General features: G+C 38.0%; 21 protein-coding genes. 18 read left to right on the top strand and 3 right to left on the bottom strand.

All coding sequences use genetic code 11. The annotated features are described in order from the left end of the window. Positions 1–117 precede the first annotated feature (117 nt). The 16 genes from CXM95_RS17365 to CXM95_RS17290 all read left to right on the top strand — a co-directional run bounded on the left by CXM95_RS17365 (position 118) and on the right by CXM95_RS17290 (position 19,710). Positions 118–438 carry an LPXTG cell wall anchor domain-containing protein gene (locus tag CXM95_RS17365; RefSeq protein ID WP_233499071.1) on the top strand — a complete coding sequence of 107 codons (321 nt, stop codon included), beginning with the start codon at positions 118–120 and terminating at the stop codon, positions 436–438. 26 nt (positions 439–464) lie between these two features. Next, positions 465–1,295, top strand: coding sequence for a WxL domain-containing protein (locus tag CXM95_RS17360; protein WP_101699498.1), 831 nt, complete (start codon positions 465–467; stop codon positions 1,293–1,295). Positions 1,296–1,387: 92 nt separating this feature from the next. Next, a complete protein-coding gene (locus tag CXM95_RS17355) occupies positions 1,388–2,458 on the top strand; it encodes a DUF916 and DUF3324 domain-containing protein (RefSeq protein ID WP_101699497.1) in 1,071 nt (356 codons plus the stop codon). A 5-nt stretch (positions 2,459–2,463) separates the two neighbouring features. Then, the gene (locus CXM95_RS17350) at positions 2,464–4,773 is read left to right on the top strand and encodes a WxL domain-containing protein (protein ID WP_233499070.1); all 2,310 of its coding nucleotides are present in this window, start codon (positions 2,464–2,466) and stop codon (positions 4,771–4,773) included. A 77-nt stretch (positions 4,774–4,850) separates the two neighbouring features. Continuing rightward, a complete protein-coding gene (locus tag CXM95_RS17345) occupies positions 4,851–5,675 on the top strand; it encodes a helix-turn-helix domain-containing protein (protein WP_101699496.1) in 825 nt (274 codons plus the stop codon). Positions 5,676–5,736: 61 nt separating this feature from the next. Continuing rightward, on the top strand, positions 5,737–6,129 hold the full coding sequence (locus CXM95_RS17340; protein ID WP_158297438.1) for a hypothetical protein: 393 nt from the start codon (positions 5,737–5,739) through the stop codon (positions 6,127–6,129). Between the two features lie 58 nt (positions 6,130–6,187). Beyond that, positions 6,188–6,535 (top strand): DUF7006 family protein, encoded by a 348-nt coding sequence (locus CXM95_RS17335; RefSeq protein WP_101699494.1) that lies wholly within the window; start codon positions 6,188–6,190, stop codon positions 6,533–6,535. A gap of 61 nt (positions 6,536–6,596) precedes the next feature. Then, on the top strand, positions 6,597–9,032 hold the full coding sequence (locus tag CXM95_RS17330) for a WxL domain-containing protein (RefSeq protein ID WP_101699493.1): 2,436 nt from the start codon (positions 6,597–6,599) through the stop codon (positions 9,030–9,032). A gap of 375 nt (positions 9,033–9,407) precedes the next feature. Beyond that, positions 9,408–10,271, top strand: a complete 864-nt coding sequence (locus CXM95_RS17325; RefSeq protein WP_101699492.1) for a helix-turn-helix domain-containing protein — start codon at positions 9,408–9,410, stop codon at positions 10,269–10,271. Positions 10,272–10,381: 110 nt separating this feature from the next. After that, positions 10,382–10,909 carry a hypothetical protein gene (locus CXM95_RS17320; protein WP_158297437.1) on the top strand — a complete coding sequence of 176 codons (528 nt, stop codon included), beginning with the start codon at positions 10,382–10,384 and terminating at the stop codon, positions 10,907–10,909. Positions 10,910–11,219: 310 nt separating this feature from the next. Beyond that, positions 11,220–11,510, top strand: a complete 291-nt coding sequence (locus CXM95_RS17315; protein WP_101699490.1) for an LPXTG cell wall anchor domain-containing protein — start codon at positions 11,220–11,222, stop codon at positions 11,508–11,510. Positions 11,511–11,536: 26 nt separating this feature from the next. After that, on the top strand, positions 11,537–12,310 hold the full coding sequence (locus tag CXM95_RS17310) for a WxL domain-containing protein (protein ID WP_101699489.1): 774 nt from the start codon (positions 11,537–11,539) through the stop codon (positions 12,308–12,310). A gap of 84 nt (positions 12,311–12,394) precedes the next feature. Then, entirely contained in the window at positions 12,395–13,453 is a 1,059-nt protein-coding gene (locus tag CXM95_RS17305; protein WP_101699488.1) for a DUF916 and DUF3324 domain-containing protein, read from the top strand. A 15-nt stretch (positions 13,454–13,468) separates the two neighbouring features. Beyond that, on the top strand, positions 13,469–18,697 hold the full coding sequence (locus CXM95_RS19075) for a WxL domain-containing protein (RefSeq protein ID WP_233499069.1): 5,229 nt from the start codon (positions 13,469–13,471) through the stop codon (positions 18,695–18,697). Positions 18,698–18,841: 144 nt separating this feature from the next. Beyond that, a complete protein-coding gene (locus CXM95_RS17295; protein ID WP_101699487.1) occupies positions 18,842–19,180 on the top strand; it encodes a DUF7006 family protein in 339 nt (112 codons plus the stop codon). Between the two features lie 173 nt (positions 19,181–19,353). After that, positions 19,354–19,710, top strand: a complete 357-nt coding sequence (locus CXM95_RS17290; RefSeq protein ID WP_101699486.1) for a DUF1398 family protein — start codon at positions 19,354–19,356, stop codon at positions 19,708–19,710. Between the two features lie 255 nt (positions 19,711–19,965). Here CXM95_RS17290 and CXM95_RS19215 read toward each other — a convergent pair whose 3' ends face one another. From CXM95_RS19215 to CXM95_RS17275, 3 genes are all read right to left on the bottom strand, one after another. Continuing rightward, positions 19,966–21,135: an MFS transporter gene (locus CXM95_RS19215; RefSeq protein ID WP_101699485.1), complete on the bottom strand. Its 1,170-nt coding sequence runs from the start codon at positions 21,133–21,135 to the stop codon at positions 19,966–19,968. Positions 21,136–21,318: 183 nt separating this feature from the next. Continuing rightward, positions 21,319–22,746, bottom strand: coding sequence for a 6-phospho-beta-glucosidase (locus CXM95_RS17280; protein ID WP_101699484.1), 1,428 nt, complete (start codon positions 22,744–22,746; stop codon positions 21,319–21,321). A gap of 105 nt (positions 22,747–22,851) precedes the next feature. Further along, positions 22,852–23,316 carry a MerR family transcriptional regulator gene (locus CXM95_RS17275; RefSeq protein ID WP_101699483.1) on the bottom strand — a complete coding sequence of 155 codons (465 nt, stop codon included), beginning with the start codon at positions 23,314–23,316 and terminating at the stop codon, positions 22,852–22,854. A 151-nt stretch (positions 23,317–23,467) separates the two neighbouring features. Between CXM95_RS17275 and CXM95_RS17270 the strand changes: the two genes are divergently transcribed. Then, positions 23,468–24,826, top strand: coding sequence for an MATE family efflux transporter (locus CXM95_RS17270; protein WP_101699608.1), 1,359 nt, complete (start codon positions 23,468–23,470; stop codon positions 24,824–24,826). Positions 24,827–24,954: 128 nt separating this feature from the next. After that, the gene (locus tag CXM95_RS17265) at positions 24,955–25,788 is read left to right on the top strand and encodes an SDR family NAD(P)-dependent oxidoreductase (RefSeq protein ID WP_101699482.1); all 834 of its coding nucleotides are present in this window, start codon (positions 24,955–24,957) and stop codon (positions 25,786–25,788) included. The last annotated feature ends 25 nt before the right edge of the window (positions 25,789–25,813 follow it).

Genomic DNA, 25,813 nt, shown 5'->3' with positions numbered 1-25,813 from the left:
CTAAAATAGAAAACCTATTCTAATAACTTTTCCAAGACATTCGATGGTATCGGATGTCTTTTTTATTGTCCTCTTAAAAACGAAGAATTATGAGACAAGTACAGCGGGAGGGACATGATGAAAAAACTAAAAGGGTGGCTTATGGCCACTTTAATGATCGTCATCTTTTCATCCAACATGGCTGTTGCCCAAGAAGTGCAACAAGTTGAAACAGCTGGAACAATAGGATTCACCGGTGTCTATGAACCCATCGGAACACCTGATCCAACACCACCTGAAAGTATTGTGAGACCACCAATAACTGAAGTGGCCAAGCCAGGTGGCATATTGCCGCAAACAAATGATAATGGATCTTCTAGGCTCCTTTGGTTAGGAATTTTGATCATCAGTTTCGTTTTTCTTTTGTGGAAACGAAAAAACAAACAAATACAAGACTAAAACAAAAAGAAAGCAGGAATTATCACATGAAATTTATCCGTTTAGCAACAATTGCAGCATTAAGCTCCACCATTTTGGTTGGAAGTGTCACAGGCTTCGCAGATGAAGTACGTAAGGTCACTACGGATGGAACGATTGAATTTACACCAAATGAAGATGAAGACCTCGTCGTTGTCCCGCCAGAAAGTGGACCAGATGTAGAGATTGAACCTGAAGTGCCAGGAACAACTGGACCTTTATCGATCATGAAAGCTGCCACCATGAATTTTGGTTCACAGGTCATTTCGAATCAAGATCAAACCTATAATATGATCGCAGAAAAACAACAAAAAACCGGTACGACTGGTGAAGCAAACAAAGTCCCTTATGTCAGTTTTGCACAAGTACAAGATGTCCGTGGGACGAATGCGGGTTGGGATCTACAAGTACGTATGACAGATTTTAAAGCAACAAAAGAAACAGTCAATGATACCTTGATTGGGGCAGAGATTTCATTGTTAAGTCCAAGAATCCAGTATGAAGGAAGCACAACTGGGAATGCGCCAGTAGCTCATACAAGTGGATTGAAATTGATACCAAATGCTTCTGCCGTATCTGTGATGACTGCAGCAAAAGATAAAGGAGCAGGTGTTTCTTCCGTCGTTTGGGGAAATCAAGAAAACTTAGATGCACAAGATGAGGACGATAAGGTTGATGTGGTGACAAATAATGCCATCCAATTATTTGTTCCTGGTGCGACAGCGAAAGATGCAGCACAATACAAATCTACATTAACTTGGGAATTATCTACTACTCCTGATAATGAGGATGACGATGAAGAAGATGTGGATCAACCAGATGGAAATGATGGCGTATAGTCCTGACGAAACTAACGGTTTCAGTTGATAGAAGTGAACGATGTAGCGTTACATTTTGTAGCGCTACTTTCTTTAAAGGAAGGAGTAAACCAATGAGACAAGTAAATACATATCGAAAAAATAAAATCCAACAAGCAGGACTAGTACTGCTTATGGTGTTCGTTAGTTTGTTGGCTCCGATGCGTGTAGGTGCAGAAGAAGGAACGTTGAATTTTTATGTAACACCGGAATTCTCAGATAATCAAAAAGCAGGAAATGAACGTTACTTTCAGCTAACTCTTCCACCAGATACGACAGAAAAACTCACGTTGAAACTACAAAACGCCAATGCAGACGCAAAGAAAATCAAAATCACGCCACATACTGCGTATACGAACGTGATGGGGGTTGTGGAATACGGGCAAGACGCGGAAAAAGCAGATCCCACACTCAAGCACTCGCTGGATGAATTGATCGAACAACCCGAAATCCTTGAACTTGGTGGCAATGAAACGAAAACGGTGACACTTGATCTGAAGATGCCAAAAGAAGCCTTTGAAGGATTCTTAGCGGGGGGCTTAAGGGTATCCGAAGTCAAAGAAGACACAACGGAAGAAACGAGCGATGGAGAAGGCGTCGCCATCCAAAATGAGTTTGCGTATATCATCGGGGTGGTTGTGAGCAACAAACAAGAGGCCGTGCAACCTGATTTAGATTTATTAGATGTTTTTGCCGATCAACTCAACTATCGCAATGTGATCAGCGCCAATCTACAAAATTTCACCTCGACATTCGTGAATCGCTTAGAAGTTGAAGCTACGGTTCAAAAAGTGGGCGAGGAAGAAATTCTATACCAAGCCAGTCAAGAACAGATGCAAATGGCGCCAAACTCCAATTTCAACTTTCCGATTTCCTTAGAAGGAAATCGTTTTCGCAGTGGGGAGTACCTGTTGAAACTAAAAGCTACCTCAGGGGAAGAGGAATGGGAATGGGATCGGAAGTTTACCATCGATGCAGATGAAGCACGAGCATTGAATCAGCAAGATGTCACGATTGACACAGGTACTAATTGGTGGATGATTGGTTCAATCATGTTACTTGTGTTATTACTTGGAATCAATCTTTATTTATTTTTCCATAAAAGAAAAAACGAGCAATCGAATAAGAGTAATGAAAAGGAGTGAATGCAGTGATCTCAAGATTAAGAAGAGTAATGCTTGTGTTAGGGACGACCATCTTAATTATGCAAGCCGTATTCATGCCAGCCGGCATGGTTTATGCAGAGACAATGACTGATACAGAGGAACAAGAACAAATGAAGTTATCTAACTTTCAAAATCCCATTGAGGAACTAGCTAGCGATCCTAAGTTTTTCTTTCATCAATCTCATTTACAAGGAACGGTGGAAGAACCCCTTCAAGTGACATTCTTTTCTGATCAAAAAGTGTCCGAAGCGAGTGTATTCTTACCAGAAGAAGCAACACTCTTAAAAAATAAATTACAAACAGGAATCTCAGTTTCGGAAGGGGCGCAGCCTAATGAATGGATCGTTCAGTCAGGAAGGGCGAAAAATACGTTTGTTCTTTCTCTGGTATTCGAGGTAACAGGGATGTATGAGGTTGCTATGGCAGAAGATATAGTGAAAATTGAAATTTGTGATCACGAAAAAACACAAATGGATGAGGACGATTCAATCGAAGAAAAATCAGATCAAGACTATGTTACTGAGGATGATTTGGGTTATCAGAAAAATAGTGCCGCTCAACTTTCTGAGACTTCACCAAGAAATTGGAATATCAATAATTTCCCCTTGATTATAAGTAGAGGAGACCAATTAATACGTCCGGAATTGATACCAGATACTTATCATTATGTCCAAGCATCTAACTCTAGCCTGCCAGCAGGTTTTGGTTGGATGAGAGCATTCGATCGTAGGCCGCTCGATTCTGGGAGCCTGTCAGCTATTAAGTATATTTTTCCCGATATCGTTCAAGATACAACTGGAAGCAATCTAAATCTATTTTTCGATGTTTCACAAAGTTCAGCTATGGTGATACAGAATACCCCTGGGAGGATGTGGAGTAATGGTAATGGTTTGTCTATACCAGCAAGCTTTACCGCCGATATATCATTGGAGAATTCAAACGGTTTGGCAGTAGAAGCACCTATATACTTTTATCATAGCAATGCGGGTTATACATTGCACATCAAGAAAGATGATCTTATTGGGGTGATACTTCCTTCAACTATAAATACTTTTACCGTAGTTGAATCTGAAGACTCTTACGCAATTGATGCAGCTGCTGTGGGTACTAATACAACCGGATGGATTATTAGAAATGGTGCACAATTTCGGGCAACTACTAATAGTGGAGCGGGTTTTTCGATGTTTTCATCTAGACCTTCAACTTCTGCAGTCAAGAATTTAGCGTTTGAAATTTTTCCTATAGAAGGTGGAAGTGCTGAGTCAAACAAGACTTCTGTGTTTCAAGGGGAGACAGTAGATATTAGCGCATTTTCTAATCCGGGCTATCAATTTAGCCGATGGGAGATTGCATCTGGATCTGGCGGCGTGATTGAAGAGATAGAATTAGAGAATACTAATTTTACTATGGGAAGTTCTGATACCGTTCTTCGAGCAATATTTGAAGAAATTAAATATGAGGTTGTTTTAGAAGCCAATCCAATAAATGGAGGAACGCCTGAAGTAGAGACACCCCAACTATCTCCAGGGGAAAAAACAGTGATTCGTGCAAATCCAAACCAAGGATATGATTTTGTTCGATGGGAAATCATTAATGGAGAGGATAGCGTGATTGACAATGCCTTCAATGCAGTGACAACTATTACAATGGGAAGTGAAGACACTAAGATTCGAGCGGTTTATGAAACTAAGATTGTCTCACCGGTAGATCCGTTATATCCAGAAGTAGAAGTGAATCCAGAAAACACACCGGAATTGCCAGAGGATCAAGGCCAACTAAGTATTGATTTTATTTCGTCCTTCGACTTTGGTTCACAAGCTATTTCGGTTCATGATCAAACCTATTATGCCAAACCGCAACGTTTACTAAATGAAGATGGCACAGTAAATGAGAAAGAAGAACGACCAAACTATGTCCAGATTAGTGATCGACGTTCGGAGAACGATCGCAACGGATGGACACTAGCGGTCACCCAAAAAGAACAATTCAAAGGAGAAGAAAATCAAGTGCTTAATGGTGCGAGATTGAGTTTATCAAACCAACAAGTCATTACCGCACAAGGAGGGGAAGCACCTGGACTCCAATCCGTACCTTGTACATTAGTTCCTGGGAATCGACGAACGCTGCTACATGCACAAGGGTATGAAGGAACAGGTACATGGATCTATCGTTTTGGCGATGGGGAGACGGCGGGTGAAAGTGTTGCACTGGATGTACCAAGAGGGGCTAATCCAGAAGCCACTACCTATTCCACTTCCCTTATCTGGGAGTTAAGTGCCGTTCCTGGCAATTAAACAAAAAGGGAAAGAGAAATCTCTCTTTTCCTTTTTCTACTATTATTCACAAGGATATTTACTAGAAAGGAGAGGCAATGAGTCAGTTGTTTTATCACCTGATCTATCAGGAAAAAAACAAGCATTGGTTGATGATTTTAGATCAGTTCGAAGAGAATCAAACCATGACAGGCAAAGACCTAGCGACGAAACTAAGTTGTACGCAACGAACGATCCAATCCGATATCAAACAAATCAAGCAGTATTTTGACGCATCGATCCTGCTTGCGGGCGGAGAGGATGGCTATCATTTTTCCTTTCAATATCCCACGGCATATACAAGAAAAAAACAAGCGTTACTAGATCAAGAACCTTTGTTTTCCTATGCGGATCAGTTACTTGCCGGGACTCGAAGGACCAATCAAGAGTGGGCGGAAATCCTCAACCTGTCTCCGGCTAGTTTTGGTCGAATTAAACGACAGTTTGTTCACCTATTAGAAGAACATTACCATTTGACGATCGTTGACAAAGACAATCAATTAAAAGGAAATGAGCCCGCCATTCGGCAATTCATGCATGACTTGTACTTTACGCTTCCTCTTTGTCCAAACGTGTTGGAACAACGAATCGAGTCCTGGGACTCGTTCGATCAACCCACTAAGCCTGCCCATTGGTCGCTAGATCCGATCCGTCTGAATCAGTGGCGCCAACTGGCGCAATGGCGCATCGATCAAGGACACTGCTTACAGGTGAAAAAAGGCCAAGAGGAAGTGCAAGAAAGAATCGTTGTCGCACTGGATGAAACAGTTACACTCCCTTTCCCACCGCAAGAAAAAGCAGCCTTGTTTTTATTGTCTTTAAACGAAGAACAGTTTTTAAACTCGTTAAGACAGAGAGAATTTATTCGACAGTTTTCTTCTTAAGAGTGGGCATTATTTTTCTGTTATAAATTTTGATAGTGTGACGGGGGCTTTTTTTGAAACTTTGATCGCTTTGATGGTTCAATTCTTTCAAATATACTCAAACAAAGCGAAAGAAGAATTAACTAAAAGACAATCAGAATCAGAAGAAGAAAAATTTTTTAAGCAGCTGATGGAAAACTATTACGAGAGTAAAAAGCGATTTGAACGATCATTAGTACTTACCTTCCAACTAGTAGGCAGCCCCGCCTTACAGCGATGGATAAAAACGGTGGTTCGCTATCACTTACAAACGAAAGGTTACTATTTATTAGAGGACGTTAAAAACGCCCCTTTCAGTCGTCGAGTCACCCTATCGAACAAGAAGATGCTAAAAGACAATCCGCATGTGGTGTACCTACCAGCCATACCTGAAGAAAAAGAAATCAAGCGAGCACTGAGAGTGATTGATTGGTGATAGTAACTAATTTTGCTATCACCCTGATTATCAATGTTAATAAAAGAGGAGACAAGAGATGACTAAATTAAAAACAAAGAACGAATATAGAGAACAGTTTCAGATGGCTCTTGATCAAGCAGGAAAGGAAAGGATAATGTTAACTGCTTACTTGGATATGCAGTTTCAAAAACTAAACCAACTAATCGAGAGTATTTCGCAAGAGAGTTTTTGGCAAGTCTTTCCTGAAATCTTAGGTGTGGACGCAAAATTAACTCTATTGACTGAACTGATCCCATTTGACGATTTCTCAAATGAAGAAATTATTCGAATCATTGAAAATGACTATCCCAATTATTTTAAGGAATTGTGTGGATACGACTTAAAAATGAAAGATAAGCCGTCAATGATTTTTAGTGTTTTGTAAATCACGTACCCTATATTACAAGAGACTTGATACAAAAGAAAAAAATGATTGGAACAAGAGAATGATAAAAGCAATAACTTACCCTATATTCACCCTATTTTTGATGGGAATCGCATGGCTCATAGTACCCTTAGAAACAAATGCTCAATCACAAGCCCAAACAGTCTCCACTTTATTGGAAGCTGGCTGGCTAGATGCAACAGATGAATCACTTTTTGGGATACAAGCTTTACAAAAAAACAGTGTTGCAGATCAGTCCGATAAATTACAAGAAATTATTGATTATGCGGATAGAACCACAAAAAAAATCTACATTCCCGCTGGCACGTATATTTTGAATAAGAGTGTTACTCTTAGAAGCGGAATAAAACTAGAAGGTGACCCACAGCGTCCAACAATTTTAAAAAATACGACAGGAGAGAACATTGTTTTATCAGATGAAAATTATCATACCAGTCAAAACATAGAGATCAGGAAATTGTTTTTTGATGGTGTAGGGATTTTTACACGGTTGGCGAATGATATCACCATCAATGACAATATTTTTTATCATCCAGTCTCTTTGTATCCTGTTAGTCTTCAAACATCAAAGGGTGCTATCCTAAAAAATAATATTTTTATGCGAGATCACGAACATGCGACACCAGATACAGAAAATCGTGCCATTTATATCGGTGGCTTTTCAACTATCGGTCGCTACGAGTATATTGAGAATGTTCAAATTACCGATAATTTATTTGGTCTGAAGATAAATGAATTAGAGGCAATCAAAAGTTTTAGTAATGATTCGATCATTCAAACGATTGATCGTCTTCAATCTGCCATAAAATTGGGAGACGTTCAGCTGGGGCACAACGAACAAAACTATCTTTCTTGCGGAGTAAATTCATATAGCAATGCGAAGAATGTGTTAATTGAAAACAATTTTTTCCATCAAATGTACGAAAATGAAGATCGTCATGAGGTTGTTGGCGACCATGCGATTTACTTAAGAGGTTCTCAAGATATCCAAGTGATTGGTAACCATGTACGTGGATTACAAAACGGGCCAGCAGGAGGCTTTAAATTTAAATCAGGACGGAATATTACGATTATGAACAATTACCTGCGTAATACGGGACTCATACTGTATGAAACACCTGAATTTGGTTTAGGGGATAGTTTTACGCAAGGACAAGTTGCAGAGTTATCCAATTGGTTAGTCGCAAATAATATATTTGATTTTAAAGAATGGCAAGACAAATATGCGATTGGTATTGAATACAATCGACATACAGGCAAGGATAATGTGTTTAATGGCGTTTTTATCGACAATCATTTTGTCAATTATCACAATATTCCAGCCAATCGTCGACGTTCTTTATTGATTATGAACAGAGCGCTTGAAGGGTTTAAAGGAGAATCAACTTATGTATCTGGAAACACACGTGATGATACGTCGGATGGGATATTAGATGTAGAGTTTTGGTCGACAGAAGAATATGCCAAAATGCCTGATAGTTGGGAAAGTCTCATTGATTCTTCCATCTATGAGAAGTACAAAAGCAGCCCAATTCCCACTCTGAATTCCTTTCCTATTGGCCGTACAGTCGAATTGATAATCGGTTCTTCCTATGACCCATTTGATTTTGTGGATCAAACCCATGATATAGATGAGGAGAGACCGAGTATTAAAATTGTCAATCCGGAAGTGCTAACGAAAGTCGGACAACATCAATTAGAACTGCTTCTCACCTATCAGAATAGTCGTGAGGTACGCGTTTTTTCAAATGTAACGGTTATTTCTCAAGCAGTCGATGAGATTGTATCAAATAACCCCGCCCAAAATATTGATACCCATGGTCAAATTACGTTTCTACCTAACGCAGAAGAGGCAATTGTCATCCCTCCAGAAACGAGTCCTGAAGTGACCATCCCACCCGATACCCCGGGAGTAACAGGCCCATTATCGATTGTAAAAGCAATATCGATGGACTTTGGACGTCAAGTGATTTCTACAAAAGATCAGACCTACGAAATGAATGCAGAATTGGCAGAATTAACGGATGGATCAGGACAAACTCCTTATGTCAGTTTTGTCCAGATACAAGATTTGCGAGGAACAAATGAAGGATGGACATTGAATCTGAGTTTGAGCGACTTCACTTCAACGACTAGAAACAATCTCCTTAAAGGAGCAGAAATAAACTTAATTGATCCAAAAGTTCACTATGAAGGAAGTAATGAAGCAAACGCACCCTCTAATAATGAATCGTCCATACAGTTAATACCAAATACAGGTATGGTAACTTTGATGGAAGCACCTTCAGGAACAGGAGCCGGAACTTCTTCCTTCGTATTAGGTAATCAATCCGATCTAGAGAATCAGTTGTCGGATCAAACATCAAACATGGTTAAAAATGCGAATATCTTGCTTACAGTGCCAGGAAGAACAGAAAAAGATGCGACAATCTACCATTCAGTTTTGACTTGGGAATTGGCCATGGTTCCAGAGTGAAATGGATTCTTCCCGAATTAATAAAATCATTGTTAAATTAAAATTTAGATTTATGATTATTAGGACAAGTCTCGGAGGGGGTCAGAAACTTTTAAGTTTTTGGCCTCTTTTAAGATTTGCTTTAATCTAACAAAGTTTATGAAAAGTGAAAATATTAAATAAATCAACTATATAACTACATAAAAGCATGTTATCCTCTTAAAGAATGAAAATTGATCAATGAACAAACTTCAAAAATTCATATTTTAAAGTGACTAATACGTATCGATTGACTAAAAGAATTATGGTGAATATATTTATGGATATGAATTAAATTCCTAATATTAACTAAAGTATAAAATTGTTGAATAAAAGTTAGAGGTAGGGGAAAGTGCGTTGGAAAATTTACAGGTAAAGTTTATTACTAATAAAGTTACAATTAGATGGTTGAAAATTTTGGATATGTTGGAAAGATCACGTGTATGTTCTTCAAAACAAATTGCTGATTCGTTAAACGTTGGTATGCGAACTATAGGTACTGATATCAGAGAGATGCGAGAGCACTTTGGTTCATCGATTGAGATATCTTCTGAATATGCTGGCTACTTTTTTAAAGAAATCAATCCTGATTTATATCACGTGAGAAAAAGAGAATTGATCGAAGGGGAAGTTCTTTTTATTGTTTTAAAGAGTATCCTTAATGGCAATCTTCACACATTTGAGGAATGGGCATTTAAGTTTCATCTGTCTGAGAGCACAATGAAGAGATATTTGATGAGTGCGGAAGAGACACTAAAAGAGTATGAATTGAAATTTTCTTTAACCCCAGTTGATTTACTAGGAGGAGAAGCAAATATTCGCAAATTTTACAAAGATTTTTACTACGAAGTAGAAATTGTACCGCATACACTATTGCCAATTGATCAAATCAGAAAATTTATAGAAGAGTATACTACGCTTAATCATTTTAAGTTCAATACAAATGTGTCACAGTCTGATTTTTCTTATTATGCATACATAATGATTCAACGGGTTAAAAGTAAAAGATATCTAAAAACTAATAAGCCAATGAATGAATTCGTCTATAGCGAGCATGAAAAAAATTTTTTTCATGCATTAGATGCATATGTATATAGTGAAGAAGACGTTATTATTCCTCAAGAAGAAAAAAAATTCTCTATCTTTACTGTGCTTGTCAAAGAACAATCAATGATATTGGGGGAGAAAAAGATTTTTGTAATCAATTTGATAAAGAAATGAGTTTAAAAAAATTATCGCATTCATTTTTATCTATTTACGATGCGAAATTGTATTTGATGAACCCGGATTTATCCTATTATGTGCATTCTTTTTTTACAGCAGTTCAGAAATTGGATAATATACATCCAATTTTTAATAGGAATGTTACTGGGATCAATGAATTTGCAAATAGTGCTTATCCAGAAGGTATGAAGATAGCCTATCAATTTATAAAAAAAAATTGGGCTGTATTAAATGTTTCGACTAAATTCATTGATGATTTAGTAGCTAACTTAACATTAACTGTAGAATCTATCAAAGACTTGCACAAGCCAAATCCTAAAAAAATAGCTTTTCTTTTAGAAGGGTCTTATTATCTTTCCCGATCTATTGAGTCGAAGGCCTCTCGATATTTAGGTGCACATCACCAAATATATTTTATAAACATGAACAAACTAAACAATAAGTTTTTAACAGAGAATAAAATTGATATTTTTGTGACAAATCAAGGAGATTACATTACAGAATTTTTAGCCAGTGTAGACTATCTAGTTTTTAAGTCATTACCAGATGTATCGGATTGGAACAACTTGTTAAGAATGATCAATCCTCAACTAGGAAAGGATGTAAGGTTAGATAAGGTCGTATATGAGAAATAGCGATGAAAATATATGGATTCGATTCTTATATGTATATCAAATCAAAAAAGTTTTTGAAGAGAGCGCTAAAAAATTAGATTTCAGATCTAATTTTTTAGCGTTGTTTTTAATTTGAAGTTATTTCTTGAAGAGTAAAAAACCGATTATACCAAAAACTTCTAGGGGGTGCGCAATTAAAGACTTTCGATGGTGTTTCTATTCTAGTAAATTATAAATCGTAATATTTAATACGAATCACAAAAAATATTACTGGATTAATTTAGGGGAGGTATATGAATATATTAAAAAAAAATCGATCGTATTATTAGTTATGTTATTTATTCAGTTTTTAACAACTACCAATGTAAAGGCAGTAGAAGTTGAGCGTACTGAAACAACTGGATCGATTGGCTTTAGTGGTGTCTATCAACCAATTGGTACACCTGATCCAACACCACCTGAAAGTATCGTGAGACCACCAATAAATGACGTAGCCAAACCTGGAGAAACGTTACCACAAACAAATGAGATCGGTCATCCATGGTTCCTGTGGTTAGGAATTTTGATCATCAGTTTCGTCTTTCTTTTGTGGAAACGAAAAAACAAACAACTACAAAACTAAAACAAGAAGAAAGCAGGAATTATCATATGAAATTTATCCGTTTAGCAACAATTGCCGCACTATCAACGACTATTTTAGCAGGAGCAGCTACTGCAGTATCTGCTGATGAAGTAAGAGAAGTCACAACCAATGGTCAAATTCAATTTTCAGCTGATGAAGAAGGACCATTAGAAGTACTTCCTCCTGAGACTGAACCAGGAGTAACTATCCCTCCTGAAGTTGAAGGGACTACAGGGCCTTTGTCAATCGTAAAAGCTGCGACGATGAACTTTGGGTCTCAAGTAATCTCTAATCAAGACCAAACTTACAATATGGTGGCTGAAGTGGCAAACCTAGCAGATGGTTCTGGTCAGGTTCCTTATGTAAGTTTCGCCCAAGTACAAGATGTTCGTGGAACAAACGAGGGTTGGGATTTACAAGTAAGCCTTTCAGACTTTACATCAAACACACAAAATAATGTATTGACTGGTGCTGAGATCGAATTTGTGGATTCTCGTATTCAATACGAAGGAACGAATACTGAAAATGCTCCTATTGCACACTCAGCTGGATTAACACTACTGCCAAACGGAGCAGCACGTTCAGTGATGACGGCAGCACAAGGACAAGGAGCAGGGGCCTCTTCTGTTGTTTGGGGAGACCAAGAAGACTTAAACGCAAAATTTGCGGATGACGAGATTGAAATCGTTGAAAATGAAGCCATTCAATTATCGATCCCAGGTTCAACGGCAAAAGATGCAACAACCTATACATCAACTCTAACATGGGAGCTAACCTCAACCCCTGGAGATGAAGTATAAGAATCTTTTCATCGTCTGATTTGAAACTCTCGGCAGCGTCACAGGAAATTTGTGGCGCTGTTTTTCTAAGAAAGGAGACTACCATTGAAACAATCAATCTTAGCTAATCATCCACTTAAAGCCACTTGCTGGCTACTTCCTTTATTCTCTCTCCTTCTTGTCTTTTTTCCATCAGTCGCTCAAGCGGAGGAAACCCTCTCTTTTTATGTCACGCCGGAATTTCCTGAAAGCCAAATTGAGGGATCCAATAGGTACTTTGATTTGAATCTGGCCGCAGGAGAAACAGAAACCTTAGCGTTGAAACTACAAAATGCTAGTAGTGAACCAATTCAAGTACAAGTAACCCCACATACCGCTTATACCAATGTTCATGGGGTCGTGGAGTATGGCAAAGATGCCCAAGAACCAGATAACAGTCTACTGTTTTCACTGGATGAATTGATCGACCCTTCGGGTGTCATTGAACTAGCAGGAAATGAAACGAAAACAATCACCGTTCCATTACATATGCCTGAAGAATTATTTGAGGGATTTCTAGCTGGCGGTTTACGGATTACGGAAGTCAAAGAGGAACAAGAAGAAACGACCAGCAATGAAGAAGGCGTGGCAATCAAAAATGAATTTGCCTATGTCGTCGGTGTCGTTGTTAGTAACTCTCGGGATTCGGTCCAACCGGATCTTGACCTGTTAACTGTTTTTGCGGATCAATTAAACTATCGAAATGTGATCAGTGCAACGATCCAGAACTTTACGCCCACTTTCGTCAACCGAATGGCGGTGGAAGCAACGGTTCAACGAGCAGGAGAAGATGAGGTTCTCTATGAAGCCAGTGAAGAAATGATGCAGATGGCGCCTAATTCTCATTTTGATTTTCCAATCTCGCTAGAAGGCGATCGCTTTCAAAGTGGCGACTATGTATTGAAATTAAGAGCAATATCTGGTGAAGAAGAGTGGTCATGGGAGCGGACCTTTACCATTGATGCAGAGGAAGCTAGATCTTTGAATCGAGCAGATGTGACCATTGATACAAGCTTGAACTGGTGGATGATTGGCTCAATTGTCTTGGTTATACTTTTACTTGGCGTCATTTTGTATCTACTGATTCAAAAGAAGAAAACAAGAGCAAACGAGCAAGAACAGTAAGAAGGAGTGAATGAAATGACCACGAGATTCAGACGACCGATGCTTATGTTAGGGACGACCATCTTGATCATGCAAGCGGTATTCATGCCTGTCGGCATGGTCTACGCAGAGACAACGATGGACACTGAGGAACAAGAACTAATGGAACTTCCGCCAATGAAAAACTATCTGGAGGAAGAACAGATCAGTGACCCGCGCTTCTTCTTTACTCGTTCTCGGATGCAAGGAACGGTAGAAGAACCTCTTCAAGTGACATTCTTTTCTGATCAAGAAGTGTCTGAAGCACGAGTATTCTTACCAGAAGAAGCAACGCTCTTGAAAGATCAACTACCAACAGGGATCTCAGTTGAGGAAGGAGCACAGCCTAATGAATGGCTCGTTCAGTCAAAGCGTGCGCAAAAGACATTTGTCCTTCCTTTAGTAGTTAAACAGGTGGGAAACTATGAACTGTCGGTGGAAGAAACGACGGCTCATCTAGAGATCAGTGAGAAAGAAGAGACGAGTGAGGAAGTCCCAGTCGAAGAAACAGAATTGTCCGATGAGGATCAAGCAGGACAAGAGGAATTAAACGAAGAAAATGGAAGAGAAGAAGAGCAAGAAAATGAACAACCGGCAGATGAAGTACGTGAGCCTGTATCAGAAGCTCCGCAGGAGCAACAAACAGATGAGGAAGAGACCGATGAGGGGTCACAAGTGGTTGAACCGACCGTCTTTGATGGAGAAACAGCAGAAGTCGCTACGATGGCAGAATTTAGAGGAGCAGTTGGCAATCCAGCTATTGGGATCATTTCTGTTCAAGCCAATTTGACAGAGGCTACCGCAAACGTACTAACTGTGGATCGTCCGTTACTTATCCAAGGGAATGGGTATACATTGACTTTTGGTATCAATGGGTTTTACTTTCAACTAGAAGAAGTAACACAAGCAAGCACCATTCGACTTGAAAATGCGACACTGACAAAAGTTGGTGCTACACCATTAATCAACGCAACGGTAGATAGTAGTAAAAATTGGACCGTTGAATTGGAAGATATAACTGAAGTGAATGCGAATACCATGCGATTAGCCTCTCTTCCTGAAGGAAGCATTCACTTTACAGGTGGTGTATCAAACTTTACACGTACAACTTCTGCACAAACGTTCATCGAAGCAAAAGAGGTCTTAGCAACCAACCAAGCTGAAGTCACGATTAGTCGAGGGAATGCGACAGTCTTCTTTTCTTCTGCCACAGTGGCGGATCCCAAGCTTACGGTAGAACAGGGAGCAACAGTTACGATCACAACCACCGCAGGCGTGGCAAATACGATTGATCTAAGAGGAGAAAGCCCTGAAGTTTTTTTGCAAAGTGGAGAATTGAATGTAGCTACTGTTGGGACAACAGCAGCACCTACAGATACAACGAATAATACGATCTCCCTAACGGGAACCACCCCTAAAATAACGATGAATTCAAACGCTCGAATGACAGTCATAAGTACATTAGCTAAAAGAGGCATGCATCTGGCTGGAAACAATGCGAAGCTTTTAATCAACAATTCTGAGATATCCGTTACTTCTGCGACACAAGCAGCTATAAATATATCTGGCGATCACTCCTCTTTTTCGTCAGAAAATAGCACGATTCAGCTTGGTTCAACGACGGGCATTACAATGAACATGACTGGTGAATCGCCACAACTAATTTTTGATTCATCAGTGGTAAATGTTACAAGTACCACTGGACAACGAATCAATTTGATTGGTGCCAACCCATTACTATCATTAGCTAGCACGGAGATGATTATGAATGCCTCGACCGGACGAGGGATTTATTTACAGGGAATAACGCCACAAGTAAAGTTAGATAATAGTCAGTTACTTGTGACTGATACTGGCGCTTCGCAAGGAATGATCTTACAAGGAACAGATGCATTGCTTTCATTGAGTAATAAGAGTGAACTATCAATTACAGGTGCAGGGACTGGAGCGTTGGAAAATATACAAATTGGGAATAACAATGCTCGCCCGGAACTTTCGATTACCGGTGAATCTAAGGTTTCTGTCACAACAACCAGTGGAACTGGCGCTGCGACAGATACGGCAAATAACGCCATTCATCTACGAGGTGCTGATCCAAAAGCAACAGTCACTAGTCGATCAGAACTGGTAGTTTCAATAACTTCTAATGCACGAAGAGGGGTGTACTTAAATGGTGATAATGCAAATTTATCCGTTACTGATAGCCTATTTGATGTAACGACAGTTTCTGGACAGACACTAAATCTTACTGGAACTTCTCCGAAAATGACACTAAACAAATCGAGTGCAAGAGTCGTTTCAACGACAGGAGTTTCAATGACTTTATCGGGAAGTGACGCGGTACTTGAAGCGAATGAATCGGAACTATCGATTCAATCAACAACTGGCCAAAGAATGAACCTGATTGGCTCAAATCCAGTCTTGAATTTAGAGAATAGTCAATTAGACATGAAAGCGACAACCGGACGAGGGATTTATTTGCTGGGGGCAACGCCACAAGTACTCCTGGATAATAGTCAGTTATTGATGACTGATACTGGCGCTTCGCAAGGGATGATCTTACAAGGAACAGATGCATTGCTTTCATTGAGTAATAAGAGTGAACTATCAATTACAGGTGCAGGGACTGGAGCGTTGGAAAATATACAAATTGGGAATAACAATGCTCGCCCAGAACTTTCGGTTACCGAGAGTTCTAAGGTTTCTGTCACGACAACCAGTGGAACAGGCGCTGCGACAGAAACGGCTAATAACGCCATCCATTTACGAGGGAATGCTCCTGTTGTGGAAGTTACTGACTCAGAAGTTACTATAGATATCATATCTGGAATACGTAGAGGTATCATGGTGAATGGGAGAGCTCCTGAAATAAGTATACAAAGTAGCGATATTTTGATAAAAACTGCTTTAGCGAATGGTTATGCTATTGATACTTTACAAACAGAAGATGGTAACACATCAATAGTGAACAGTACAATTGATGTGGATGGTAGTATAATAGGGATTAAAAACGGTAATGATACAACAATAACCAATTCAACTATTATGGCTGGATCAATGTGGTTTAACGCAATTAGTATGGTTATTGAACAAAAATCTTTAATAGAATTGAATTCTTCTATCAATCGCCCCGCTACGAATTACATGGAAGGGGCATTAAGTAGTTATAACTCGGCTGTACAGTTATTAAAGATTACAACAGAAAGTATAGTTGACATAAAAAGAACAGATGGGACCAATCGTCATGGTTTAAGTATGGGATTAGGCAATTCAACAGTTTCTGTAGAGCAGGGTGGAAAGCTTTATATAAATAATTTAGGAAATGGTACACCTAGCGATAGTCAAATTGGAGCTCCAAACGCAGGAGTATCATTTAGAAATGGAAACAATAATAAATTTATTGTAAAGGACCCAGGATCTGAAGTGTCAATTATAGCTGAAAATGGTGCCGCTATAACAAATTCTTGGGGGGATACAAAGTTCTCTATGGATTTAGAAGTAAGTAATGGCGGTTATTTCTCAGCTGTTAGCAACACTGCCACAACAGCTTCGGGTACATTTAATGTTTCTACTTTGAATGTAAACTTCGATAATCCTTTGTTCTTAGACTTTAGAAATTTACAATCAAATGGTGGAGTTGTCTTTTCGACTGATAGTGCATCCACATTAACTGCTTCAAACAGTGATTTAGCTTTGTGGCAAAGATTAAGTGATTTAGATTCCGACCCTACCTTTAATTTTCGGAGACTTGACTATTCATTCTCAGGTTCAAGTCTTTCTAGATTGGTTAGCACAAGTAGCCCGGAAGAACTGAACACATCAGTTATTGGAACTAGTGGGCTGTCTCAATTCAGTAGGCTGTCTTCCAATAATGGCCGATGGGCAATCGCAGATGAATTAAGAGTGCCAACCAATGCTGATAAGAAAATTTATGGGCGAGTGAGTCTTCCAGTCGGGCTAGATGATAGTCGTCCTGCTTGGGATGATGAAGCAATTGTGACCGTAGAAGTAGAATCACCTTCTGGAGAAAACAAAAAAGAATATACGGCTAAAACGGTTGGTGATACAAATGAATCACCAGGAATCAGTATTTATGGCGAAGAGCCGCGTGGCGGACTCTTTGAAATCGATTTAGATGAACCGCTAGAAGCAGGATCGAAAGTTCGAATCAATAAAGTTGAACTAACCAGTGGGGAACTTACGGATGGCTTCGAACACCAGATTTTAACGGAAACCGTTGAGGTTTTTCCAATCATACCACCAACACCGGCACAATTTTCTTCGTCAATCATTGCGCAAGACAGTAACACGATCCAAGGGATGACGGATAATATTGATGCGGAAGTAACAGCTACACATAATGGCGACCCACTCAATACTGAAGCAGTAACGGTAGACGCTGATGGTAAGTTTACATTAGACTTAAGTGAGGTTTCTTTAGAAATGGATGATGAAATACAAGTCTTTCTACGAGATGCAGAAGGATCAGCTGTAGCTGCAGGAGTTGTTAATCCGCCAGAAACAAATAATACTCGCGGAAATATCAACCCAGCCACTGAATTAACGTTTCACGATGTAACATTTGAACCGGCTACAACACTAATCGTTGGCGAGGTTGGCCCGGTATCACCAGTGGATCCATTGGATCCAGATGCAGAGGTCGATCCGGAAAATAAACCGGAATTGCCAGAAGATCAAGGCTTACTAAGTATTGATTTTGTCTCTCAATTCGATTTTGGTTCACAAGCGATTTCAGCTCATGATCAAACCTATTACGCACAGCCACAACGCTTGTTGAACGAAGATGGGACAGTCAATGAAGACGAAGAACGACCAAACTATGTCCAAGTCAGTGACCGACGGTCAGAAAATGAGCGCAACGGCTGGCAACTGGCCGTCACTCAAAAGGAACAATTTCAAACTAAAACAAAAACTGAGTTAGCTGGTGCGCAGCTACAACTGATGAACCAACAATTAGTGACCGCACAAGGTGGGAAAGAACCGTCCCTTCAAGCCACGAATCCTTTAAATCTCATTCCAGGAAACAAGCGGACCTTGATACGAGCCGAAGGCAATGAAGGCACAGGAACCTGGATCTACCGTTTTGGGAATGCAGATACTGCTGGAGAAAGTGTCGCTTTACATGTACCAAAAGCGGCGAACCCTGAAGCAACCAAGTATTCGACAACATTAGTTTGGGAGCTTAGTGCTGTTCCTGGAAATTGAGATAAAAAGGAAAAGAGAAGGTTCTCTTTTCCTTTTTATCGTACCTGTTTCCACCCTTCATCAGTGAAAATTATCAAGAGAATCTACTATTGATAGTTCTTAGAGATTAAGCCTTGTGGGCACCCATAAGGAGAAAGGAAAGAAATGACCACAAAAAAAGAGTACAAAGAATATTTTTTAAAGAAGATCGAGTCATCTAATAGAGACTCAGAAGTGTTATCTGCATACTTGGACAAGCAGTTAAAAAGATTTGATGAGTTAATAGGTACAATCGCAAAAGCCAATTTTTGGATCGTCTTCCCAGAGATCCTCGGGATCGATGCTAAATTAACATTATTAGAAGAATTGATCCGATTTGAAGATTTTTCAACTGAAGAATTGATTCGCATGGTCGAAACGGACTATTGTACCTATTTCAAAGAGCTGTGTGGCTACGATCTTAAAACAAAACCAAAGCCTTCACTCATTTTTAATGTGCGTTGAGTGTTGGTAAGTCTATTCTAAAAGTCATAGGTTGATCTACTTCATTAGTTAATAGAACGTTTCTTTAATAAAATGCTATACTAAGTTCACAAACAAAATTGATTGAGGTGTTCCATGAAATTACTTGAACGTTTAAAAAATCTATGAATCGGTTATAAAGTGTAAAACCAGAAATTGGTAGCTTTCCCTATTTAGCTGAATGTTTGCGAAAGGAAGGATTCGTTAAAAAAAGCTGGTATCTCCCTTCCGGTGACAGTTTTTATTTTTTAGGTGAAGAGGTTTTGGTTATTCCAGGAAAGGCATTAATTGACCAGGTCGCTCCATTTCCTTCTTTTTCGGAAGAAAAACTAATTAAAGCTTTACGAGCAGATCAAGCTGGGCAGACAACTTTTACAGAATTTTTGATGGCGACATGGGCATCTGGGATCGTCAATTATGAGATGAACTTTCGTGAAAGAACAGTCGCCTACTATGGATTAAACAATGAAGAATACAAAGAAGCATATTCAGAGGTAGAACTAAACGAGTGAAGTCGAACAAGGGGTCAGAAACTTTTGAGTTTTTGATCCTTTTTCAATTGTTTCTTTCATGGCTTCTTCAGCAGTTCAATTAATTATGTTCAGCTAAGTATTCAAGTTGTGGTCATTATGGAATTTCTTCGAGAGGTCAGAAACTTAATAGTTTTTGACCATCATTAACTAGTTCTTACTATTCCAACCAAAACAGCGATAAAGTCTTATCTGAGTAATGACATTTAAAAAGATAAGTTATTCTTATATTGGTAATCAACTAAATGAGTTTATCTTGTTCCCTATTCTCATATTGAATGCCAAAATTAGACTTATACAAGAAGCAATAGTTAGTAATAAATAAAACTGTCGTATTTCGATGTTTTCTAAAATCAACCCACTTATGTTCTGATTAACGAAACTTCCCAACGACTTTATGGTATTAGTCAAGGCTAAAATGGTTACCACTAGATTGTCGGGAACTATATTGATGATAACCTTAAGTGTGATCATAATAAAGAGCATTGTAGCTAACGATTTTGTTAAAATAGTAATCATGAAGATTAGTAGTTGATTGCTTGCAAAACTATAAAAAGAGAATTGAATAATCAAAAGTAAAAATGAAGAAACCAAAAGAAATTTGCTGGAAAATTTGTCCATAAAATGTTTTGAGAATAGTATGAGAGGTATCTCCATTAAGGTTCCAAGAAAAAGAATTGTACCTATTTTAGATATCGGCACGCCGATATCCTGATACAATATAGGCAGGTATGTGCTATTAACCCCAGTAATGCCATTAAACAAGAATGCTAAAATGAAAAATAGGATAAGGTTTTTATCTAATAAGATACTTTTACGATGTTTCTGAGAATGAGAGGTCTGATCTAAATCTATAGGAACGGTGTTTAGTATCTTTCGTAACGAAAGGAATAATAAGGATAATGCAATAATGAAGTTTAAAAAAATAAATTTACTATTAAATGATTCCACAACAAATGCAGATAATTGAATTGAACAGGCAAAACCAACTGCCCCCCACACACGAATGGATCCATAAGTATAGCTGCTGCTTGTTATGAGTTTATCGATTATTGGTCCTAAACTTTGTACAATAGATAAAGCTAATCCGGATGTAATAAATAAAACTAGAACATGTTCACTAAATGCAAATATAACTACAAAAATACTTGATGAAATAGTTATTAGAGAAATGATGAATTTTTTTTTATTAATGCGATCATAAATTATATTTATAAAGGGTGTTACCAGTAGTGAAAATATGAAATTACTTGAAATGATGAAAGAAATTTCTAAACTAGTTTTCCCAATAGATTGCAGATAAATAGTTAGGATTGAACCGAATATTCCTAAACAAAAATAATACATAAAAGTGATTACAGTATAGGCGGGATAAGTTGTCTTATTAATAGCTAAATTCCTCCTCAAAATTTATTCAAATAAATTAAATCACCTAAACATATATTTAAGTCAAATCTAATGTTGTATTTTTAAATGCTCCAGTGTTATCTAATTTATACAGTAAGACGAGAACTTACATTCTTAACTATAAAAATACCCTTGTAATAATTGAATTGATCACAAGGGTATTTTTAACATCGAGGGAATTATTTATACTTCTTTACCATTTGATGCAATGACGTTCTTGTACCAAATAAAAGAATCTTTACGATACCTATTAAGCGATCCAGAGCCGTCATTGTGTCTATCTACATAGATCATCCCATACCGTTTTTTCATTTCTCCGGTAGTAAACGATACAAGATCTATAATTCCCCAAGGTGTATAACCAATTAAATCAACCCCGTCATACTCAACTGCTTTTTTCATTTCAATGATATGATCGCGAAGGTAAGAAATACGATCACTATCATGTATTTTTTTATCTTCAGTGAGCTCGTCCACTTGTCCAAAACCGTTTTCGACGATAAACAAAGGTAGCTGATATCGATTATAGAGTAAGTTTAATGAGTAGCGTAAACCAACAGGATCAATCCCCCAGCCCCAGTCACTTGATTTGATAAAAGGATTGTCAATTGATTGAGAGATTCCTCCGCTAACAACGTCGTCAGATTCATTGCTATGATTTGATTTTACAGTAGTAGACATATAGTAGCTAAACCCAACGAAATCAACTGTTCCTTCTTTTAGTATAGTTTTTTCTTCTTCTGTTATCTCGATTTTGTATCCTTCACGATCAAATTCCTTAAGAGCATAGCTAGGATATTCACCTCGAACGTGAATATCGCCAAAAAAGAAACGTTGTCGCAAGTATTCTTCAGCGGCCATTACATCATTAGGATTTGAAGAGTAAGGATATACTGGAACAAATGCCAACATACAGCCGATTTGCAAAGCAGGATTTATCTTTTTCGCTTCAATGACAACTTTTGCACTAGCGACTAATTCATTGTGTGCAACTTGATACATTAATTCTTTGGGATGCTCATCATCCTGAACTTTTACACCGGAATTTGTCCATAAAAATAAAGGATTGTTGGTATTCATTTGATTATTAATCTCATTGAAAGTCATCCAAAATTTCACTTTGTCTTGATAACGCTTTAGTACCACTTTGGCAAACCGTAAAAAATAATCGATGACTTTTTTATTCCGGAAACCACCATACTCATTTGCCAAGTGAAGGGGCATTTCAAAGTGAGAAAGAGTAATAACTGGTTCAATATTATTTTTCAATAGTTCATCAAAAACTTCATCATAAAACGCTAGTCCTTCTTCATTGGGCACTTCTTCATCTCCGTTAGGGAAAATACGAGTCCAAGCTATAGAAGTCCGTAAACATTTTAATCCCATTTCAGCGAATAAAGAGATATCGTCTTTGAACCGGTGATAGAAGTCAATTGCCTCATGATTAGGATAAAACTCATTTGGTTCAATAGTGTCTGTGATCTTTCTTGGTGTACTATGAGTACCAGCCGTTAAGACATCAATGACACTTGGACCTTTTCCGCCAGTATTCCATCCACCTTCAAATTGATGTGCAGCCAAGGCCCCTCCCCATAGGAAGTCAGTTTTCATTAAGAACACGCTCCATTCATAATAATTTGGTTGTATTACAGTACTTAATTACTCACTATATAGGTTAAACACTGGTTTAAGTCAATGATAAACAGCGATTAAATATTAGAGATTTTGTGGATCATTGTTCGAAGCTAAAGATAGATACTCGTTATATAAATTAGGATTAACCAATGTGGTACCTTCAACATAATTCACAGATTCTGTTCCTGCTTCCAATGCCTTTTCATAATACCACTTTTTATATCGCAAGTAGTCTAACTGATTGCTTAGATCAGTTATTTTATTAACTAAATTTGATTCTTCCATTGATAGGTAGTCGAACCGCTCTTTTAGCGTAGTATCACCTTCCATGCAAAGGCCAACAAATTTAACTATAACATCGACGGATACGCCGCTTTTTTTTAAGCAAGTAATCACCCTCAAAAAGTTGAGGTCATTCTCTTTAAACCTTCTACGACCATTTTTATCTCGTTCTAAGAAAGGTAACAATCCTTGTTTATCGTAAAAGCGTATTGTTGAGGTAGGTAGATTCATTTTTTTTGCTATATCACCAATTGTATAATACATAATTTTCGTCCCCTTATTTTAAAGTTGAGTTTAAGTTCAATGCATTCTATCATATTGAAATATAAAGTGTAAATCTATCTTGACTTAAACATGTGTTTAACATGTATTATTTTACATTGATAATCAGCTTATATAAAAGGGAGTGTTTGTACTGAAACTAATGACAAAAGGGTCACCAATAAAATTAATTGTACGCTTTACAATTCCATTACTTATTGGGAATTTAGTTCAACAACTGTATAATTTTTCTGACGCATTGGTTGTAGGAAGAGCAATTGGGGTAAACGCATTAGCCGCAGTGGGCGCGACGAGCGGTGTGATATCTTTAATTATCGGCTTTGCAGTTGGGATGACATCAGGATTAGGAATTCCGACTGCTAAAGCATTCGGTAATCAAAACAAGAGTGAAATTACACGCAGTTTCGTCACGTCAATTTATATCACCTTAGGTGTTTCAATAATTATGACACTATTCTCTTACATATTTAGTAGACCATTGTTGCTATATATGCAGACACCGTCAGAAATAATAGATGATGCGGTACTATTTTCTAGAGTGATTTTCTTAGGATCGGGCGCAACAATGTTTTACAATCTTTTAAATAGTCAAATTAGGGCTTTAGGTAATTCGAGAACCCCGCTATTCTTCTTAGTTATTTCATGTTTTATAAATGTTATTCTTGATTTGATAATGGTTGTAGGATTGAATTTTGGTATTACAGGAGCAGCTGTTTCAACAGTTTTGGCGCAAATCTTCTCGTCAGTTTGTTGTTTGCTGTACATAAAATATAAGATCCCAGAGTTAAAGTTGGAACGTACTGATTTTATCTTCAAATGGATCGATATTAGAAGTCATCTTTCAATTGCATTGCCAATGGGCTTTCAACAATCAATTATTGCTATTGGTACAGTCGTTTTACAGTCAATGCTTAATACTCTGGGTACAACCTCTATTGTTGCATATACGACAGCAAGCAGGATTGACCAATTAGCTATTTTACCATCTGCCTCATTTGGTATTGCAATGGCAACCTATACTGCTCAAAATTTAGGTGCAAAAAAAATTACAAGAATTCGAAAAGGTGTACATCAAACCATGATTCTAAATTGCACACTATCTCTCTTCATAGGATTATTAATTATCTTATTTGGTGAGAATCTGGTGCAAATGTTTGTAGGACCTGGACAAACTGAGGTTCTAGATTTGACCAATAAATATTTTCTTATAAATAGCAGTATGTATTGGGTGTTAGGGATACTATTTACTATCCGATATACTTTACAAGGGCTAGGTAAAAAGGCAGCACCCACACTTGCAGGAATTTTTGAACTGTCCGCAAGAATTTTTGCAGGATTGATTTTAATACCAAGTTTAGGATTCCTCGGTGCCGCTATGGATAGCCCACTTGCCTGGATAGGTTCTGTACTTGTTTTAATCCCAAGCTATATACATGTAATGAAAAATCTAAAGACTGTTGAAGACAATGAGCTACTCCTATCTAATGAGTGACTGAGAGGATCCAAGAGGAAAATGAGTATTAAATAATGTGATCGCTTGAGAGTATCTGCTTGACTTAAACATGAGTTTAAGTTGTACGATTTTTTTGTATCAAAATAATTTAAGGATGTGACCTATTTATGAAAAAAACATGGATGGTAACAGGGACCTCAACAGGATTTGGGAAAGAACTTGCTAGTTTACTTGCACAAAAAGAAAACATAAATTTAGTTGCGACTGCTCGCAATTTGACTGACTTGGATTATCTTGATCAGTATGATCAAGGACAGATAAAAAAAGTTAAACTTGATGTTGTTAATCACGATGAAGTTAAAGCAGCGGTAAATGAAGCAACTTCAGCATTTGAGTCAATTGATGTTTTAGTAAATAATGCAGGGCTGGGATACTTTGGTACCTTTGAAGAAAGTGATCTCGAGTCTGTTAAGTATATGATGGATGTTAATGTGTGGGGACTAGTTGATTTAACCAGACTAATTCTTCCAACAATGAGAAAACAAAAGTCCGGTGCAATCGTTAACTTTTCATCTATTGGCGGATTGTACTCATTTCCTACATTGTCGTTTTATCATGCAACAAAATACGCTGTAGAAGGTATTAGTGAGTCATTACAAAAAGAAGTTGAACCAATGAATATTAAAGTGATGATTGTAGAACCCAGTGGATTTAGAACTGATTGGGCAGGGCGATCTTCTGAGAAAATTCTACCTGAAATTGGCGATTATAAATTTCTGACCGAATTTCTTAACGGAAATATTGAAGGAGCACATAACGAGCCTGGAGATCCTAAGGTTGCTGCAGAAATTATTTTTGATCAGGTTGAAAATAATTACGAAGCATTACCTTTACGGTTGCCGCTTGGAAAAGCAGCTTCGAATCTTGCCATTGAGAAATACGAAGAGAGTCTAAAAAATTTCAAGAGTTTGAGAGAAATTTCAGTTTCTGCAGATAAATAATATGTTTTAAACGATTCGATTAAAA

Source organism: Enterococcus sp. CR-Ec1, assembly GCF_002850555.1.
Taxonomy (GTDB): Bacteria; Bacillota; Bacilli; order Lactobacillales; family Enterococcaceae; genus Enterococcus_D; species Enterococcus_D entomosocium.
The sequence above is the reverse complement of the archived record's forward strand: the minus strand, read 5'-3'. Positions and strand labels throughout refer to the sequence as shown.

Bases quoted from the DNA above. Each gene is read 5' to 3' on its own strand.
- CXM95_RS17355 (WP_101699497.1), top strand. From the start codon at position 1,388: ATGAGACAAGTAAATACATATCGAAAAAATAAAATCCAACAAGCAGGA.
- CXM95_RS17275 (WP_101699483.1), bottom strand. From the start codon at position 23,316: ATGTATTATACAATTGGTGATATAGCAAAAAAAATGAATCTACCTACC.
- CXM95_RS17330 (WP_101699493.1), top strand. From the start codon at position 6,597: ATGATAAAAGCAATAACTTACCCTATATTCACCCTATTTTTGATGGGA.
- CXM95_RS17345 (WP_101699496.1), top strand. From the start codon at position 4,851: ATGAGTCAGTTGTTTTATCACCTGATCTATCAGGAAAAAAACAAGCAT.
- CXM95_RS17360 (WP_101699498.1), top strand. From the start codon at position 465: ATGAAATTTATCCGTTTAGCAACAATTGCAGCATTAAGCTCCACCATT.
- CXM95_RS17280 (WP_101699484.1), bottom strand. From the start codon at position 22,746: ATGAAAACTGACTTCCTATGGGGAGGGGCCTTGGCTGCACATCAATTT.
- CXM95_RS17265 (WP_101699482.1), top strand. From the start codon at position 24,955: ATGAAAAAAACATGGATGGTAACAGGGACCTCAACAGGATTTGGGAAA.
- CXM95_RS17310 (WP_101699489.1), top strand. From the start codon at position 11,537: ATGAAATTTATCCGTTTAGCAACAATTGCCGCACTATCAACGACTATT.
- CXM95_RS17295 (WP_101699487.1), top strand. From the start codon at position 18,842: ATGACCACAAAAAAAGAGTACAAAGAATATTTTTTAAAGAAGATCGAG.
- CXM95_RS19075 (WP_233499069.1), top strand. From the start codon at position 13,469: ATGACCACGAGATTCAGACGACCGATGCTTATGTTAGGGACGACCATC.
- CXM95_RS17365 (WP_233499071.1), top strand. From the start codon at position 118: ATGAAAAAACTAAAAGGGTGGCTTATGGCCACTTTAATGATCGTCATC.
- CXM95_RS17315 (WP_101699490.1), top strand. From the start codon at position 11,220: ATGTTATTTATTCAGTTTTTAACAACTACCAATGTAAAGGCAGTAGAA.
- CXM95_RS17335 (WP_101699494.1), top strand. From the start codon at position 6,188: ATGACTAAATTAAAAACAAAGAACGAATATAGAGAACAGTTTCAGATG.